Here is an 18,519-nt window from a genome sequence, read left to right on the forward strand (position 1 = left end):
TCACTCTTAAACAAATTTCGCCAATCTACCTATATCTATATCCGGTTGACATGTATCACTTTGGTTGTAGAAAAAACCATAGTTTTCCAATCGAATACTTTCCAAATCTCTCGCTTTAGCGGTGATACCAGCATAGGTAACGCAATCCTGACTCTGACAAAAGTCATAAATCTTATCGCCCAAGCTATTGAACGCAAAATATTGTGGTATGTCTTTGATATCAAAAAAGTGAAAATGGAAGAGTGGCTCTATCTTTTCCCTAGAAAAACTCGCCGAGATCGAATCTGAAACATTAAAAATAGAATTTACTTTGCGTGAGGATCTTTTTTGTATGTAGGCAGCGAGATATCTTCCAAAATTTTCTTGAGTTTGGTATTTTCCTCCTGGAGAACCCGCCCATATTTCTATGTTACTACGACCATCCAAGAAAAGATTAAATCCAATCACAACAACATCTCTGAGCAGAACTTCTGTCAACTCAGCCGAATATTTGGCACTATCAAGTGCGATCGCTGTCATCACTAAATCTCCGTTACTTTCCCCAGGATGTATATGCATATATATCTTGATCAGAGAATCTTGAAGTGTCGGACGTAAGTCAATGCCTATAGTGTTATTTTCGATTTTGCTAGAGCCAATGTATAGGGCTGAAAATTGATCGAGCAAGTGACGATTGATTTTAACACCTACTCTGCTTTCAATTTTGTCTAAAAAATTTGAGGCATCGGTCAGAGATCTAGGCCAAGTGTGTCCGTAATTAGCAACTTGAAAGTCTCCTGCGAATAACCGATTGCCTTCAACGTTACAAGTAGGCTCAACACCACACGAGCCTTCTATTTTAAGAACAGCTTCTTCAAAAAGAGGAATCGGAAAACTAGGTTCTACATCAAAACCATCTTGATGAGTCCGCATGAACCGAAGGCGCTGCTCTCGTAGATAATCAGGTGAAAACACAGAAGTGATCGTCATAATCGTATTTCCTCATACAACGTTTTTTAAGGATCTAAGGCGAATTATATGCACTCATTCAGAGTTTGTCCTGAGTTGATCTTCATCTTAATTTCGTCTGGTTCACAGAGTCATTCATGTGATAGTACATTTTTACCCTTTGGATTGAATTGGCAGCAAACTCCGATTCAGGAACACCAATATATAAACCATGAAAAACTCGATTTCGATAGGGCTCGTGAACTTGCTTAACCATCTCATTCCCAAGATAGTCAACGAAGCTGTTCGGAGAATTGACCATGCAAAAGTATATCACATCACTATCATTCTCGCTACTAATGCCGATTTGAAGAACCTGAGTCTCCTTGACGAGCTGAAATGCTCTGGCTGGGAGAATGTCGGCTAGATAGCCTTGGACATCTGGCCGCTGAAGGTCATTGGGGTAGAACGTGGGGTAAACCTCTACGGCTGCTCGATTGTCAAAGAAAAAGTCAAACCCAACCAACAATGTTCCATTGACAATTAATTGTTCCCAATTGCGCTGTTCTCCACAAAGCGCAGTTGCAATTGCCGTCTTTTCTGGATAGTCCCTAATGTTAAAGTACAATTTGATCCGCGACGGTCTTAGTTCTGAACGAACATCAATACCAACACTGACCATATCTAGCTTAGAAGGATCTAGACCCGCAGCCAAAAACTGCTGAAGTAGTCCCAAATTAAGCTGCACTTCTGACCGGGCTTCGATTTGGCGAGAGAACGTCAGAAAATCTTCAAGATCAATCAATCTGACCGCTGGATTGGGGACATAAACCTCAGAAAGGTAATAAAAGCGCCCTGGATAGTAGCGATCGCATTCAATATTGCAGCAACAGGAGATAGACCCGCCTTTATCTTGACGCCGCTTGCCAACAAATTCCTCAAACAAGTTGAGGAGATAGGTGTTTTCAATGTCAAAGATTTGTTTGTGTTCTTCGATGTAACGCAAGTTATCTTCGTGACGATTCGCAATATGGCTAGAGGCGACAAAAACACCATGCTTTTGAGTTTGAACCTTGACTTTTGCAGGCCTGACTGCTTTAATATCGCCAAAAAATAATGGTAGATGAGGATGAATCAAGTTTGCATTAGCTAAACGTAAAGCCAAGGTTGGGATCTTAAGGGTTTGATCTTTGTCATAATCAATGTTTTGAAAACCTGCTTGTCTAACAGCTTCAACCAAATTATTCAGCGGAATAACATGGCTACCTTGTAACTCTTGTTGATTGATTTCATTCAAGGCTTGTTCTTCCAGAACGGAGAGAGGAGGCTCTTTGACAAAGAGACCGGTGATGTACAAAGTCCCCCCTGGCCGGAGTAAACGCTTAACTTCGGCAAGAACTTGAGGCAACTGATTAGAATACTTAATACTGTCATTAAAAAAAACGATATCAAAAACAGCATCAGGAAAGGGTGGGGCATGAAAATCACCCACTTGTACCCGTACCCGATCCACTAAATTTGCTTGGGCAATCCGAATTTGGGCTTCTGCCGCTTCCACCTCAGAAATCGTGAGACCCTCAATCCGCACTCCTGGAAACGACTGGGCAATATGAATTGCCGGAATTCCTGCTCCACAACCAGCATCAAATATATAGTTTCCGGGCTGTATTCCCATCCGAGTCGCTAGACTAAGGTTGTGCGATCTAGCTACTGCATCAGGAACCATTCGACTAAAGTTGATAGAATTTTTGTTATAAAAAGTACGAACTTTTTCGACTTCAGCAGCCCGATTGCTCTGAGTAGAAATATGAGGACGGATGAGGTTGCTGTTCATGATTTCCAGTGAAGATGATGAGCCAAAAGAATGATTAGACTGTCAGTGTAATAGCACTTTAAATAAAAAACGAGGCTAACGAAGGAACACCAGACTTTGAAAATAACGTCTACTGTGCAAGCATTGTTAGCCCCGTTTTTAGCTCAGAGCCCAGCTTTTCTTCGTTTCGATGCATAGGATAATTAATCCTAATGTTACCGAACTTAGAAGATCAAGATGGCATCGCTCGCTGGCGATGACTAAATCAGAGGCATTTAGGCATCATCACCGTCGTAGGAGCAGACGGGGACGCAGACGCAGGGCATGCACTGAGACGCGCCCACACCGTCGTCATAGGAGCAGATTACGAAGCACTGGGACGCACCCACACCATTACCACCGAGAGATTCCTCAGAGAGTTCAGCCAGGTGGCTGGGGAGTTTACCGTTGGTGCTGCGGAGTACGGGCTTGCCCTGGTGGGGCAGGATGTTCTTCTTGTTCATGAGAATAATCCTCATTGTGTTGTTTGGCGTATTGACCCGTTGGGGTGGGCCAGTCCCCTTCTTCGTAAGAAGAAGCTTAGTCGGGCGACATCCGGTACGTAGCGACTACCCATCGCCCGCAAACTTTAAAAAACTTAAAACGGCATCGGCGTGGGGTTCATCTGAGCCTCAGCGAGCGGTTCATCTCGCCACCCCAGCTTCACCGGCACATCATAGAGCCGCCCTGCCCCAAAGCGCGACCAAAAATGCCGCATTCCTGGCACTGTCACCTTGACCACATTCAAACCAATGTCCGGTCGGGTTTGATCCACCACCAAGGTCTCCAGTCCCGCTTGTTGGGCAATGTCTACGCAGGTGAGGACATCGGCGTAAATATCATCACTCCAACGCTTGGGGTAATCCTGGGCTGTTTTGAGGGGTTGTGTGGCATCAGGGACAAGGTAGGGATGATCCGCCAGCTTCGCAGTGAGTAACCAATCCGTTGCGTCGCTTTTCAGGTTCTCGTCTGGCACTTTGTCCAGTTCCAAGCCAATTTGGTTAACCTCTGTGAGGGTGCGGATGATGGCAATAGTGGGGTCGAGGTGCGCCCCAAAGCCGAGAATCAATCGTTCCGAGCTTCCCGTTTTCCGATTCGACACCCCGACAAAAGCTGGAATGCCTAAGTCTGTTGTCAAATCCAGCACCCATAATTCTCGGTCATTTTCCCGGTAGAACTGCTGCAACTGGACAAAATACGGCTCATCAAAGCTCGTCAAGTCCACCGCCGGACGCCTCAAGCGGTTGTACCACCACAGCGCCACACCGTCGCGCTCCACCAGTTCCATAAACCCTTGCAGAATGGCTTCTTCGAGGGTGTTCCCGGCAGCATTACCGTTGGAATCTCCCCGGCTGAAGCGATGATCTTGGGGCAAGGGATAGTGGTAGTAGCACATCGCCGTAGGCAGATACTTATGGGTCTGCTCTGTTAACGACCACACCGGAGTCCAGTCAATGGCTTGACTCGCATCAAACCGCTGGGGAATCCAATCGTGAGCCGCCGTTGCTTGCGCGTTCAAGCTCTCCCGGTTGGCATACTGCGCCTCGCTAAAGTACAAACACTGTTCTGGATGAATCGCCAAGTCTCCCAGTTCCGCCAAGGTTGCCCGTTTACGAGGTTCGTCCCCTTGAAAGATGCCAGAATAGCGCTCCACTGCTTCACACAAGCCACTCGCCCGCGATTGGCTATCGGTCTTACCCTTGCCCGAACTCTTGTGTTTCAGGGTATTGCGTAGACCCCGTAAGGAGGTAGCACTGCCGAAGCTATGCCCCGCCCGGTAGGTATGTACCAACGGATTAGCCGGATCGGTAATCCGCACCAGTTCCGTCACCACGCCCGTCACTGGACTGATCAAGTGCTGATATTTCTGCACCGTGTGTTCTGGAGTGGTGGCGCGATGACCGCCATCACGGGTGAACTGCTTGCGCCGCGATTCTAGCTTTAGCGGTTCAAACCCTCGCCGCTGCAAAATTCCCGAGTCCCCACAGGTCGGACATTGCGGCCGCTTAATCAAGATATGGCTTTTCAAGTCCAGAATTGTCTGGTTGAAGGTGATAACCTTGCCGTCGAGGGTGGGGAAGCGTGCCGTTCCCGGTGCAGTGGCATTGACGTGTTGCTTGACAATCCACTTGGCAATCTCAGTCGCGGCGAACTGTAACCCCGTTTGCAGGGTCGAAGGCAGCGTCGCCCGTGCTGTGGGCAAGCAGCCTAATACACTCCCGTTTTGACCATTGCGCTGCTGTTGGGCTTGTTTTTGCCGCAACACCGACGACTCAACTTCGCGGTTGCCCCCCAGCCGATGAGCCAGACAGCCCCAACACCCTGTCTTTCCGGGAACAAACACTGGGCCCAACCAGAGGACACTGCCCACAGGCTTGACGAGCAGCCAAGTTTGTTGGCGCTCCAGAGCCTGCTTGTTGATGGTGGCTAGTTCCGGCTGCAAATAGTCATCGGTCAAGACGATGTTGAGCGCCGCCTCCGAACCCGCGTCTGTGGGGTTTTGCACCGGAATGCCCATGTCCCGCAGGGCAGTTGCGAGGGCAGCAACGGTTACTTCACTGATGTTATCGCCCACCGCTGTCAGCGTGACCGGCTGCTGTAGCCCCTCGGCTGCTACGGGGGGTGCAATCCCTAACTCGCTCCAAAATGCTGCGACTTCCGAGGATAGTTCCGGGGCAACCTCGGTGAGGTAGCCTTTCTCTGCGAGGCGATCGAGTACATAGTCGATGTATTCTTCTGGGACTTCCCCACCCAGCTTTTCGACAATCTGCTCCCGGGTATATTGCCCATCCAAGAGGGGCACAATTTGGCAGTAGAGTTGCCCGGTGAGGGCGTGGTTGCTCTGTTCGCCAAGGAGGTAGACTTGCTTTGGCTCGATCGCCTCAACATGAAAGTGCGGCTTAATTTGGAGGAGTGTGGTGGATTGCATAGAGCGAACAGTCAGTCATTAAGTGGACGATAACAAGACAGGCTAGGGATTAGGACCAGATGCGGCCCCGGCGGAAGGGTTTAGGGTGTCTCTTTGACTCCTTGGCTTGCTTCTTGGCGTAGTCGCACCAGTAGGCATAATCTTGCAGCCCGGTCTGGGAAGTGGGCACGTAAGACTTTTTCTCTTCAAGGGTGGAGGAGACATCCGAGGGTTTTACTTCTGTTTTCTCCTTAGCCACCGTTTCCTTTTTCTCGTTAGCCATAGTTTCCTTAGTTTCCTTAGTTTCCTTGGGTGTTTGGGGTGTTTGGAGGGTTTGCCGTTGCTGGGGAACCACAACCCCCTCTAGCTTGAGGTAGTCGATCCGGTGTGCCCCATCTCCCAACCCACGATCTGTGGTCAGGGTCAGGGTATGTTGCCCAGCGCTGAGGGCTGGCAAGGGAATCTGGGTTTTGGTTGGCTTGCCTGACCCGACCCCGACGAGTTCGGTCACTGGCTCACCATCAACCCACAGGGTGTCAACTTGAGATCCAAAAAAGTTGTAAAAGAGCGTAAGTTCGCCTGTGCTGTAGCTTTGGGCAAGAGTGAATTGGATATTCAGTTTGTCGGTGGAAAAAAGCTGCTTTCCTTTGCTCTTTGGTTTGGTCTTGCGACCGGGAACCACGAGCAACGATGGCATTTGGGGCTGGTTAATCGGGTCTGGATCTGACCCAACAACGTAGGTAAATTCCTCTTGCCAGCCACCTACCTGCGAAAACTCCTGACCTCCTTTACCAGCTTGACCAATTTGCCATAGGGTTTCAGTTTGCTGAGGCATCGTGATTAGGGGCTTATCAGTGGCCCGTTAATAAAATCGTCCCATGCCCCCAAAGCCGCCCCAGCCCTGGCTGGCTGAACTCGGGCTGACACTAGAGTGCATCACTTGGTTGAAACTACGGTTGGCATAGGCTGAAGGATCGTTATAGTTAGCGCCATGGAGCAGATCCATCCGAATATGCACCAAATCCTCGGTAAGACCATCTTCCACATCCACGCACAGCGCAGGCTGGATGAAATGAGGCCGTTTGACGGGGGGAGACAATACAGGAAGTCGCATGGTTAAGGATTCTCCGTATGGATAGGGTGAACAAATCTAGATGTCTTGGCGAGAGTCCATTTTGTTGTGGAACTCTCACCGCAATTGTATTGCCCTTTAATACGGTGAAGACCAAGAACGAACTTCGCCCAATGTGACCGGAATCAGATCGCTGACATCAATGGTGAAGCGGAAAATCTTCTTGGCACGGCGGCTGTTTTCAGGGTCGAAGAACTTCAACTTCACATCCCAGCAGTCGCTATCCATGCGACAGAAGGGGCTTTTCTCAACAGTAATGCTGTCGAGTTCCATGCCGACGGCAACCGCTTGGCTGAAGGTTTGGGCGGCTTGGAAGGCGTTGGTGACGGAGAAGTTGAGGGCGCGGTCTTGGGAAGTGGTTCCCAAGTTGCGGAGGTCGTAGTAGATGCGGTTGAGGAAGCCATCTAAGGTGTTGCGGATGCGGTCTTCATCAGCAGTGCCGTCTTCAGCTTGAACCGCTGCCATCGCCGCTCTCACCAAGCTGTTGACTTTCCAACCGTAGATGCCGCGGGTGCTTTGGGGTTCAATTACCGGGATAACTTGACCGGAGAAGAGCTTGACTTTGCGCCCGGTCAAGATGCCGGGGATGCTGACGCGCTCAACGTATTCGGCATCGTTTTCGGGTTGGATTTGACCGGATAGCAGTTCGTGGAGGGCGCGGTAGGACTCGGCTCCGAAGGGACCCGTGGGGTCGATCGCATAGACTGGAGTCAATTCAATGTTGAGTGTCCAAATGAGCGATCGGGCCTCAGAAATATTGTCGCCCAGGTAGTCCACCATCTGGCGGGCGTCGTAGGGGTTCGCGGGCACCATCACCCCTCCCCCTATGTCAAACGGTGGCATCAGTTGCTTGAACGAGTCCCGGCGGGCTTCGCTCCCGAAGTCATAGCCGAGGGTTCCTAGGGCATAAACAATCTGACCGAGATCGGGAAGTTCGCTGGGGGCTTGGCTGGCGGTGACGGAGTTAGCAGTTATGTTGGGCATCATTTGTTGTTGGGTTACAGATGTAGGAAACGATTGCATCAAGTTTTGCAAGTTAGGGGTGTTGCTAGGGACAGCCTCAGCCGCTCCTGGCTTGGCGGCAGCAGCAACCAAGCTAGGAGCCGGTTGCCCTTGATTAGCCATCGCTTCACTGGCGTTGGTTAAGCCGCCATCACAACCGCAGCCTGCGGCTTCTACTTCTGATGCACCCACCGATGCGAAATTCTCAGCCATTTTTCCTCCTTTTCTTAATAACGTTATGGCTCCAGAGATGTTCAGTCTGCCCGCGAGACACCGACGGGTTTCTTCTGGCAAGTCAGGATCGCAGGGTAAGGCACTCTGCAACAACACTTGACGAATTTTGTGGGGGTCGGGGGTTTCTCCCTGCTCCCGCTGAAGACTCAGCAGCACGGCTGCTACACCTGAGACAATCGGAGTGGCGAAGCTCGTACCGCTCAGGCGGTCGGTGCCACCACCGGGTTTAGCTCCCAGGATGTCCTTGCCTGGGGCAAGGATGCCTTGGTCTTTGTAGGCTTCGCCCCAGTTGCTAAAGTCCAAGGGTTTGCCATTAGCATCCATCGCGCCTACTGCTAGCACAGAGGGCAAGGCAGCGGGTACGTGCAAGCAATCGCAACTATTGTTGCCAGCGGCAGCGACGAGCAAGACGTTGTTCTCTCGGCACAGACGAACGGCATTCTGTAACCAGCCATCGGCCTCGCCAAAGTCGGTTAGTTGTCCCCCACTCAGGTTGATAACATTGGCGCCGGCATTGACTGCTTGCTCGATCCCCCTAGCCAAATCTAGCTGGGAAGTTCTGAGGCGATCGTCGGCGAAGACAGGGACAATTATTCCCTTACATTTGGGAGCTATCCCCTCCACCGGACTGCCCGGTTGCCCAAAGATAATGCTGGCAACGTGGGTTCCGTGGGTGGACATATTGCCACCGACCTGGGCCTGGGCTTTAACCAAGGTGGGAAGAAACGTTAAGTCGGCGCCTTGGAAGCAAAGATGATTTTGGTCAACAGGACCATCCAAAACGGCGATACAAATACTACTATCTCCCTGGGAGAGCGTACTTAATGTATCTAGCATTTAAACGTATTCCAAACACTAATCAGCATAGAGTAGTTTTTTTACACCTATTGATAGATACGTGCGTTTTTACCTTCAAGGTAAACTAGTGGTGCGTATGCTGCCACAAATTTAATTTTTGAAAAGAAAAATTAGGACAATTGGTTTATCCCTAGGAATTAGTTTTAGTGCTGCACAATCTTATGCTTGCCAGACGAGGGAACTTAGGATGACCGAGGATCAATCGTCTAAGTTGGCTAGGTGCTACTTGTGTAGGGCTATACCAAAGCCTTGAATCTATATAAGCATACTGAACAGGACTTATACAATAGACTCTACATATTTCTTATTATTTGGATAGATTTTGTACCAATACGGTTCAGTTAACCCCCACCCCCCTAACCCCCAGGGCTGTTTCATTCTCTTGTAGGGGCTGCCCCCCGTGGCTGCCCCCATGTCTCAAACGCCTGTGAAGTTGTCTGTGGGGGGGTAGGCATTCAGGACACTACAAGAGTCAAAATCGCGATTTTCGTGAGAATGAAACCGCCCTGCCCCTAACCCCCCAGCCCCCTAACCCCCAGGGCTGTTTCATTTAATTCAGTTAGAAAACTGTGAAGAAAGCGAGCACCCATAATTTTATGGGTGCTTTTTGCTGATTGGCCAGGCGGCGGTGGGTATTGTTCTTTAGGCTCTACTCATTTGAAAAAATGCTAAAAAATATCCCATTTTTCCCAGGAATACCATTCTATGGAAAAACAAATAATTCTCTGAAATATCAGGTTGTTCTCCAGCAGAGCGAAGAAGATTGCGGTGCAGCTTGTCTGGCTTCGATCGCCAAATTTTACGGACAGAACTTTACAATTAGTCGCTTGCGAGAATTGGTCGGTACCGGCCAGCAAGGAACGACTTTACTGGGCTTGAAACAAGGCGGTGAGGCGATCGGCTTTAATGCTCGATCGGTGCGAGCAGCGGCTGCTATTTTAGACAAGCTCGATGATGCCCCTCTACCGATGATTATTCACTGGAGCGGCTATCACTGGGTTGTTTTGTACGGCAAAAAGGGCAACAAATATGCGATCGGCGATCCAGCCGTCGGTATGCGCTATGTTTCTAAAGCAGAATTAGCAGCAGCTTGGACAGATTGGCTGTGCTTGCTAGTAGAACCCGATGCGGAGCGGTTTTTTGCAGCAGCAGAGGGTCAACCGCCCGCTAATTCCTTACAAAAATGGATGCGCCGGATTGGGATTTATCGCCCGATTTTAATGGAAGCATTTTTGCTGAATATGGTGTTGGGTTTGCTGTCGATTTCTTCGCCTTTTCTAGTTCAACTGCTCACCGACGACATCCTGGTGCGGGGCGACAGACAACTCCTGGCGAGTGTGGCGATCGCAGTTATAGTTATGAACCTTTTTAGCAGCAGTTTAGGATTGGTAGAGTCGAACTTAATTGCTCAGTTTTCCCAGCGTTTAGAATTGGGATTGGTGATGGAATTCGCGCGCAAATTCCTGCGATTGCCTTTGAGCTTTTACGAAACCAGACGCAGTGGCGAAATCGTCAGTAGATTACAAGATATCCAAGAAATCAATAAATTAGTTTCTCAAGTCGCTATCAGCTTGCCTAGTCAATTTTTTATCGCTGTAGTTTCTTTTATTTTTATGTTATTTTACAGCAAGGAACTGACTTTAGCAGCTACAGCTATAGCTCTGTTAATGACTGCCTCTACAGTGGTATTTCTGCCCGTATTGCAGCAAAAAACGCGCAGTTTATTTGTGCTGGAAGCAGAAACTCAAGGCGTTTTAGTAGAAACTTTTAAAGGCGCGCTGACTGTCAAAACTACTAGCAGCGGTCAGCAACTTTGGGAAGAATTTCAAACCCGCTTCGGTCGCTTAGCAAAGCTCACTTTCCGCACTACACAAATTGGCATTCTCAACAATATATTTTCTGGTTTTGTTGCCTCTGCTGGCAGCATTACTCTGCTGTGGCTTGGTAGCGGTTTGGTGATTGACAAGGTATTGAGTATAGGTCAGTTGCTAGCGTTTATTAGCATGAATCAAAACGTTACTACTTGGGTGAATTCGCTAGTAGGATTTACTGATGAGATGACTCGCGTGCAGACAGCTACTCAACGGCTGTCGGAAGTCATCGATGCTGAACCGGAAACTAAAGACGATACGAATAAACCTTTTGTAACTATTCAAGACCGCGACGGTATTGTTTGCAAGAGTGTTAATTTTCACTACCCCGGCAGACTTGACTTGCTGGAAAATTTTTCTGTCACATTTCCCGGCGGTCAAGCAATTGCTTTAATCGGCAATTCCGGCTGCGGAAAAAGTACGCTAGCAAAAGTAATTGCTGGTCTGTACCCGCTGCAATCTGGTAATATTAGAATTGGCGGTTACAACTTACAGGATTTGTCTCTCGACAGTCTCAGACAGCAGGTAGTATTGGTTCCTCAAGAAGCGCATTTTTGGAGCCGTTCGATTATGGAAAATTTTCGATTGGGCAGTCCAGATATCAGCTTTGAACAGATTGTTAAAGTCTGCAAAATTGCGGGGGCGGATGAATTTATCAGCCAATTGCCGGATAAATATCAAACAGTTTTAGGGGAGTTTGGAGCGAATATTTCTGGCGGACAAAGACAAAGATTGGCGATCGCCCGCGCCATTCTCAACAACCCGCCCGTATTGATTTTAGACGAATCTACCGCAGGGCTTGACCCCGCAAGCGAAGCGGAAGTTTTAGAACAGTTGTTGATGTATCGGCACGGGAAAACGACGATTTTTATCAGTCACAGGCCGCGAGTGATCGATCGCGCCGATTGGATTATCATGTTAGAACGCGGCCGGTTGAAAATGCAAGGCTCGGCTGCAAAATTGCGAGCGATTCCAGGAGACCATTTAGAGTTTTTGAATCCTTGAGCTAGTTAATAAAACGACAGGTTGAAATCTGTCGCTACACAAACAAAACCAGCCTGCGCGGTTCGACACCGAGTCAATCGATTTTAGATTTTAGATTTTAGATTTTAGATTGAAGCATTGACCCCACGGATAAATTCGGGGGCTCCTTTATCGGATACAGGTTTTTTATTTCTGGGTCCTGAGTCTGCTTTCGGAATGAATCCGGGGGCTGGTATCCTGGATGCTTTCGGTCAACAGTCAACACTCAACAGTCAACAGTCAACTATCCTTTCTGAGTGCAACCGGAATTGATATCACTCATGACTAATAACTTCTCTAAGATTCTTGAGCCAAAGTACATCGAGCGCACAATCCGAAAAACTCCAAAGTGTGATAATAAATCTTGAAAGAATGAGATTGTTGTAGTTGGCTTTCTAAGTGGTGGACGGGGCATTCGTCGATCGTAATTGACGCGCCACATTCCAGACAAGTTAAGTGATGTTGGTCTTGGTGGGCGGCACCGTAGAGAGATTCGCCACTAGCAAGCGTTCTGACGTGAACGAACCCCTCTCGCTTTAAACCGTCGAGGGAGCGGTAAACTGTTGCTAGGCCCATGCTTTGGTCGCTGTTACGCAGTTCTAAGTAGATATCTTGTGCTGAGAGCGATCGATTCAAGTGCTTGAGCAAGTGTAAAATACGCTCCTGACTGCGGGTGCGGTTGGTTCTCATAATTTTTTTGTGTAATCTGCTAGAGTCAAATCAGTCCCTGTTTCTAGGCTATCTTACTTGGGCGAACCAAAGGGCGATCGGCGCGCTGCTCGGTTGTAGAATACAATGGGGCTAACTTTCACATCACCTACCGCAACATTCCCGTGACTCAGAAATATCTTGCCCAAATCTATGTTACCCTCCGCCCTTCTGTTTTAGATCCCGCCGGCACTGCCGTACAGTCTGGTTTGCAACACATGGGATACGACAATGTTGAGCGCGTGCGTATTGGGAAATACGTTGAATTGACGCTGACTGCTGCTGGTGAGTCGGAGGCCCGCGAACAACTCGATCGCGTTTGCGACCAACTTTTGGCCAATCCAGTGATTGAAAATTATCGCTTTGATTTGACTGAAATTCCTGTTGCTGTGGAGACAGCGGCAGCATAAATGCGATCGTCCCTAGGGTGTTTTTAAACCCGGAGATCCCCCCTAACCCCCCTTAATAAGGGGGGGACAAGAGGTTCTCAAAATCTCTGTTAAAAAGCGGGCACTCGGAACACTCAAAGTCAACCCCTACTCCCCTTTTTAAGGGGGATTTAGGGGGATCGAGACTTCGATACAAGGGAGAAAAACATAAGATTTTAGTCTTATGTTGACACCTCTTCCTTCTTCCTGACATCCGTTACATCCGTTACATAATCCGTTGCCGAACTTCCTTCTTCCTTCTTCCTTCAGCTTATGAAATTTGGAGTTATTGTTTTTCCTGGTTCAAATTGCGATCGCGATGTGGTGTGGGTGACTCAAGGGTTACTCCACCAACCGACGCGGATGATTTGGCACGAAGATACCGATATTTCGGATATTGACATCATTGTAATTCCCGGTGGTTTCAGTTACGGAGATTATTTGCGGTGCGGTGCGATCGCCCGTTTTTCTCCGGCGATGCGGGCTACTGCGGAACACGCGAAACAAGGAAAGCTTGTACTGGGCATCTGCAACGGTTTTCAGGTGTTGACTGAAGCTGGTTTGTTGCCCGGTGCTCTGGTGCGGAATGCGGGATTGAATTTTATTTGCGATCGGGCTTCTTTGAAAGTCGAGCGCGGTAATACTCGTTGGACTGCGGCTTATACTACGGGTGAAATCATCGATTTGCCGATCGCCCACGGCGAAGGCAACTATTATGCCGATGCCGATACTTTAGCAGAACTAGAAGAGCACAAGCAAGTGCTGTTTCGCTACTGTACTCCGGCGGGCAAAATTAGCGATGCTGGCAATCCCAACGGTTCGTTAAATAATATTGCCGGTATTTGTAATCGGGCGGGCAATGTATTAGGAATGATGCCGCATCCTGAGAGGGCTTCCGATCCGATGTTGGGCGAAACTGATGGGGTGAAATTGTTTCAAGGGTTGCTGATGGCAAGTGTTGCTGCTGTTTTGTAGTTGATATTTGGGGTGTCTCTGATTTTATGAACAGGCTTTCCGGCCTGTTCCACAGTAGATTAAATTTGTTGTGGGGAGTAGGGGTTGGGCATCTTGCCCGCCCAAAATCAACAGGCTTTCCGGCCTGTTCCACAACAGATTAAATTCATCTACAAATAGACATCTCCAATAATTACTGTGGAACAGGCAGGATGCCTGTTCTTGACAAGCTTTAACTGGTTCCCAGGCTCCAGCCTGGGAACCTATATCCAGAGGCTCTGCCTCGCTTTAAAGCGACGCACCTACCAAATTAAAAATGCTAAAATGATTTGAAAGTCAATACATCGGAAAACAGTCCTATGCCTTCACCTTTTCCTGGAATGGACCCCTACTTAGAACACCCCGATTTCTGGCAGGAAACTCACAATCGATTGATTATCGCGATCGCTGATACCATCATGCCTCAAATTCGCCCTAAATATGAGGTTGCAATCGACAAACGCATCTATGAAATTACCGATCCAAATGACAGTAACAGCGACTCCCTTTTAGTAGGTATCCCCGATGTGGCGATTAAGCGTCAATCTAATAACCCGAATCTTCCTACAGGTTCAGTTGCCACTTTAAATATAACACTTCCGACTACCGTTAAAGTGCCTGCTCCTGAAAAAATTAAACAGACTTACCTGGAAGTGCGAGAAATGGCAACGAAACAAGTTGTCACCGCAATTGAAATTCTTTCTCCTGTCAACAAACGTAGTGGAGAAGGAAGAATTACTTATCTCAAAAAACGCCAGAGTATTTTAGGTAGCTTAACCAATTTAGTCGAAATCGATTTACTACGAAAATGGGAATCTATGCCCATTCTTAATAATTCTATTCAAAGCGATTATCGGGTTTTGGTCAGTCCCAGTAATCGCCGTCCGTTTGCCGAACTTTATGCTTTTAATCTCCGCGATTCTCTACCTATATTTCCGCTTCCCTTGCGCGAGGAAGATGTAGAACCTATTGTTAATTTCCCAGAAATATTTGCAGGTGTTTACGATCGCGCTGGCTATGATTATCGGATCGACTATAATCAAGAACCCGTACCGTCTCTATCGGAAGAAGATCGGGTTTGGGCTACCCAACTTTTGCAAGAAAAAGAACTTCGAGATAATTAATATTGTCAGCAACAGGCAAGATGCCTGTTCCACAAGAAATTTACTCTTTGTGGAACAGGCATCTTGCGTCAGCAACAGGCAAGATGCCTGTTCCACAAGAAATTTACTCTTTGTGGAACAGGCATCTTGCCTGTTCATGAAAGACTTAGTGAGAATGGTGCATAATGTGGATTTCAACCCCCGACGGACTAAACGGCAGCCGGCAAGATATAATTACTCCTAACTTTTGAAAAGAAAAATATTTATTGTATGCCACTAATGGACTTAGCTAATTTTAAAACTAGGGTAATTGGATGCAGTGCGGTGATGGCTATTGGACAAGTTATTTCAAGTGCGATCGCCAATCCGGCAACTCAAGCAGCAGCGGGTATGATGGGCGGCCCGATCGCACTTGGGGGAGCTTCTATCTTAGCAGCGATTGCTACTGGTATAGCGGGGAATATCGCGGCTAATGACCTCGGAAATCGGCTGACGGAAGGGTTGAGCAAAAATCCGAGGATTCTCGATAATCACGATTTGATTAAGGCGGCGGGTGAGGCGATCGGCTATATTTTGAGAGAGGTTGCGAAGTCCGATCGCCTAATTGCGATCGCCGAAACCAAAAATTTGCCTTATCCAGAAACAGCACTCAGTCAATTAGCAGAGAAAACTCCTGAATACTGGCTGGATATTAACACGAATACAGCCGACTTGTCAAGGGGTTTAAATATTTCCGAAGACCAGCTAACCAAGATTTTTTCTGCGGAGGCCGAGGAGTTCGATCGAGTTACCGGATTGACAACGGCAGATTGGGCAAGTTTCGTCAACGAATTCGCCGCCAGCGAGGGCAAATCCTTCGATGCGGAAATTGTGGAATTTGTCGCGGAGAAACTGTACGCAACTTTCCCGAAAGCGTACCGCGAAGTGCTGAAACTGGATGCCGCGAAGGGAGGAGAAAAGTTTGCCGCGATGCTGTTGAATCTGCACCAAATTGCTTTGGCACAACTCAAAGATTTGGGGCTGCAAAATGGGGAAATTCTGGACAAATTGGAGGCCGTGGCAACTGGGCAGCAGATTTGTCAAGTGATGGTCAAATTGGAAGCCATAGAAATTGGTATCCGATCCGATTTGGCGCAAGTTCAGAATTTGCTGGAACGATTTGTTGATACTTCCGCGCCCCGATTGCCGCTTCCCTACGAGTGCGAAACGATTATTCAAGACCGCACTCAAGACTTTACCGGCCGCCAATTTGTCTTTGAAGCCATTATCGAATTCTTGCAGAAAAATCCCAAAGGATATTTTGTTTTAGAAGCCGATCCGGGTGTCGGCAAAAGTTCAATTATGGCAAAGTTAGTGCTGCTGATGAAGCGGCGCTGTGTTGTCCATTTTAACTCGCAATCTCAAGGCACGGTTAAGGCAAAGCAATTTCTGGAAAATGCCTGCACTCAGTTAATTCAAGCCTTTAAACTGGATTACCCAAAATTGCCAGAAAATGCGACTACAGATGGCAATTTTCTCAGTCGATTGTTGGGGGAAGTCAGTGCTAAACTGGGCGGAAAAAAGTTAGTTTTTATTGTGGATGCCCTGGATGAAGTAGATCGGAGCGATCATGGGCGTGGCAGCAATGTCCTCTATTTGCCTGATGCTTTGCCGGATAATGTTTATTTTATTGTCTCGAAGCGACCGGAATCTCTGCCTTTGCCAAATCATCAGGTTTTTGATTTGATGCAGTACAGTGCAGAAAGTTTGGCGGATGTCAAGCTTTATATTGACAAACGCACCAGCAACAGCGCGTCAATTCAGAGTTGGATTAACCGTCAAAATTTGCAGCGAGAACAGTTTGTGGCGGCGGTAGCTGAAAAAAGCCAGAATAACTTTATGTACCTGCGCTATGTGCTGAATGATATCGATAGCGGCAAGTACAGCGATGTGAATTTGCAAGATTTGCCGAGGGAGTTGGAAGGATATTATGAGAAGCACTGGGCGCGCATGGAAATGGCGGTTAGAGATAAAGAATTGCGCCGCCGGAAGTTGAAGGTGATTTATTTGTTGACTAAAACTCGTAAGCCTGTTTCCTGCGATATTTTGGCGGATTTTGCTGAGGAAGATGCTTTAGATTTGCAAGAAGTTCTGGATGATTGGGAACAGTTTCTGCGCCGTAGCAGCGACACTCCGCCAGATTACAGTATCTATCACGCGAGTTTCCAAAGATTTCTGCATCGTAAGGATGTAGTGCAGAAAGCTGGGGTTTCGCTGCGGGATATCGAAGCGGCGATTTCTGATAATTTGTGGGAGGATTTGTACGGCGATGAGTAAGTTTAAAGAACGGTTGGGGAAACTGTCGCCGAAAAAGCGGCTTTATGCTTTGGAAACTCTGCCGGGGCATTTGGCAGAGAGTGTTCAAGGGGAACGGCTGCATCAATTGTTGACGGATTTTGATTTTATTGAGGCGAAGCTGGATGCGTTGGGGGTTCAAGCGTTAATTGAGGATTACGATTTGGCGAGAGTTTCTGATGTTCTGTTGTCGGAGGGGCAAACTGAAACTCTGAAGTTGATTCAAGGGGCAATTCGCAAGTCGGCGCACGTTTTGGAATTGGATAAAACGCAACTGGTAGAGCATTTGTGGGGGAGGTTGGTGGATTTTGAAATGCCTGAGATTCGGGGGATGTTGGAACAGGCAAAGCAGTGGAAAGATAGTCCTTGGCTGCGGCCTTTGAGGGCTAGTTTAGAGCGATCGGGAGAAGGGTGTCTGCGAACCCTCACCGGTCATACTGACTCGGTAAATGCAGTGGCGATCGCACCAGACGGCCTCACGGCGATTTCCGCTTCACGGAATAACACCCTGAAAATCTGGGACACCAAGACAGGCACCGAACTGCGAACCCTCACCGGTCATACTGGCGGGGTAAATGCAGTGGCGATCGCGCCAGACGGTAAAACAGCGATTTCCGCTTCATCGGATAAAACCCTGAAAATCTGGGACACCGAGACAGGCCGGGAACTGAAAACTCTCACGGGTCATAGTTCCGGGGTAAATGCAGTAGCGATCGCACCAGACGGTAAAACAGCGATTTCGGATTCCGATGGTACAACCCTGAAAATCTGGGACACCGAGACAGGCCGGGAACTGAAAACTCTCACGGGTCATAGTTCCGGGGTAAGTGCAGTGGCGATCGCACCCGACGGCCTCACGGCGATTTCCGGTTCATCGGACCTGAAAATCTGGGACACCAAGACAGGCACCGAACTGCGAACCCTCACCGGTCATAACTATGCGGTAACAGCAGTGGCGATCGCACCAGACGGTAAAACAGCGATTTCTGCTTCATACGATAAAACCCTGAAAATCTGGGACACCGAGACAGGCACCGAACTGCGAACCCTCACCGGTCATAGTAGCTATGTAACAGCAGTGGCGATCGCACCAGACGGTAAAACAGCGATTTCTGCTTCATACGATAAAACCCTGAAAATCTGGGA

The 18,519-nt window shown here is 48.3% G+C and carries 13 protein-coding genes and 1 pseudogene; 6 read left to right on the forward strand and 8 right to left on the reverse strand.

Features of this window, described 5'->3' with window-relative positions; genetic code table 11:
* Nucleotides 1-6 precede the first annotated feature (6 nt).
* From QUB10_RS09750 to QUB10_RS09780, 7 genes are all read right to left on the reverse strand, one after another.
* On the reverse strand, nt 7-969 hold the full coding sequence (locus tag QUB10_RS09750) for a LynF/TruF/PatF family peptide O-prenyltransferase (RefSeq protein ID WP_333201611.1): 963 nt from the start codon (nt 967-969) through the stop codon (nt 7-9).
* Between the two features lie 82 nt (nt 970-1,051).
* Nucleotides 1,052-2,761: a DUF5838 family protein gene (locus QUB10_RS09755; protein ID WP_333201613.1), complete on the reverse strand. Its 1,710-nt coding sequence runs from the start codon at nt 2,759-2,761 to the stop codon at nt 1,052-1,054.
* A 254-nt stretch (nt 2,762-3,015) separates the two neighbouring features.
* The gene (locus tag QUB10_RS09760) at nt 3,016-3,258 is read right to left on the reverse strand and encodes a DUF5837 family cyanobactin class RiPP (RefSeq protein WP_445300757.1); all 243 of its coding nucleotides are present in this window, start codon (nt 3,256-3,258) and stop codon (nt 3,016-3,018) included.
* A 119-nt stretch (nt 3,259-3,377) separates the two neighbouring features.
* Nucleotides 3,378-5,708 carry a TOMM precursor leader peptide-binding protein gene (locus tag QUB10_RS09765; protein ID WP_333201617.1) on the reverse strand — a complete coding sequence of 777 codons (2,331 nt, stop codon included), beginning with the start codon at nt 5,706-5,708 and terminating at the stop codon, nt 3,378-3,380.
* Between the two features lie 49 nt (nt 5,709-5,757).
* On the reverse strand, nt 5,758-6,522 hold the full coding sequence (locus QUB10_RS09770; RefSeq protein WP_333201619.1) for a cyanobactin biosynthesis PatC/TenC/TruC family protein: 765 nt from the start codon (nt 6,520-6,522) through the stop codon (nt 5,758-5,760).
* A 27-nt stretch (nt 6,523-6,549) separates the two neighbouring features.
* A complete protein-coding gene (locus tag QUB10_RS09775) occupies nt 6,550-6,801 on the reverse strand; it encodes a cyanobactin biosynthesis system PatB/AcyB/McaB family protein (protein WP_333201621.1) in 252 nt (83 codons plus the stop codon).
* A 96-nt stretch (nt 6,802-6,897) separates the two neighbouring features.
* On the reverse strand, nt 6,898-8,892 hold the full coding sequence (locus QUB10_RS09780) for a PatA/PatG family cyanobactin maturation protease (protein WP_333201623.1): 1,995 nt from the start codon (nt 8,890-8,892) through the stop codon (nt 6,898-6,900).
* A gap of 686 nt (nt 8,893-9,578) precedes the next feature.
* On the opposite strand from QUB10_RS09780, the gene QUB10_RS09785 reads away from it, so the two are divergent.
* Complete coding sequence (locus tag QUB10_RS09785) at nt 9,579-11,789, forward strand: peptidase domain-containing ABC transporter (RefSeq protein ID WP_333201625.1); 2,211 nt, start codon at nt 9,579-9,581, stop codon at nt 11,787-11,789.
* A 315-nt stretch (nt 11,790-12,104) separates the two neighbouring features.
* On the opposite strand, the gene QUB10_RS09790 is transcribed toward QUB10_RS09785, so the two are convergent.
* Complete coding sequence (locus tag QUB10_RS09790; protein ID WP_333201627.1) at nt 12,105-12,497, reverse strand: Fur family transcriptional regulator; 393 nt, start codon at nt 12,495-12,497, stop codon at nt 12,105-12,107.
* A 143-nt stretch (nt 12,498-12,640) separates the two neighbouring features.
* On the opposite strand from QUB10_RS09790, the gene purS reads away from it, so the two are divergent.
* The 5 genes and pseudogenes from purS to QUB10_RS09815 form a co-directional block, all read left to right on the forward strand.
* A complete protein-coding gene (gene purS / locus QUB10_RS09795; protein WP_333042010.1) occupies nt 12,641-12,925 on the forward strand; it encodes a phosphoribosylformylglycinamidine synthase subunit PurS in 285 nt (94 codons plus the stop codon).
* Between the two features lie 291 nt (nt 12,926-13,216).
* Nucleotides 13,217-13,918 carry a phosphoribosylformylglycinamidine synthase subunit PurQ gene (gene purQ / locus QUB10_RS09800; RefSeq protein ID WP_333201630.1) on the forward strand — a complete coding sequence of 234 codons (702 nt, stop codon included), beginning with the start codon at nt 13,217-13,219 and terminating at the stop codon, nt 13,916-13,918.
* A 338-nt stretch (nt 13,919-14,256) separates the two neighbouring features.
* Entirely contained in the window at nt 14,257-15,060 is an 804-nt protein-coding gene (locus QUB10_RS09805) for a DUF4058 family protein (RefSeq protein ID WP_333201644.1), read from the forward strand.
* A gap of 258 nt (nt 15,061-15,318) precedes the next feature.
* On the forward strand, nt 15,319-17,355 hold the full coding sequence (locus tag QUB10_RS09810) for an ATP-binding protein (protein WP_333201632.1): 2,037 nt from the start codon (nt 15,319-15,321) through the stop codon (nt 17,353-17,355).
* Nucleotides 17,348-18,519 (forward strand): annotated as a pseudogene (locus QUB10_RS09815) (WD40 repeat domain-containing protein); the annotation flags it as partial. The gene QUB10_RS09810 and the pseudogene QUB10_RS09815, both read left to right, overlap by 8 nt.

The organism is Microcoleus sp. B5-D4, assembly GCF_036705145.1.
GTDB lineage: Bacteria > Cyanobacteriota > Cyanobacteriia > Cyanobacteriales > Microcoleaceae > Microcoleus.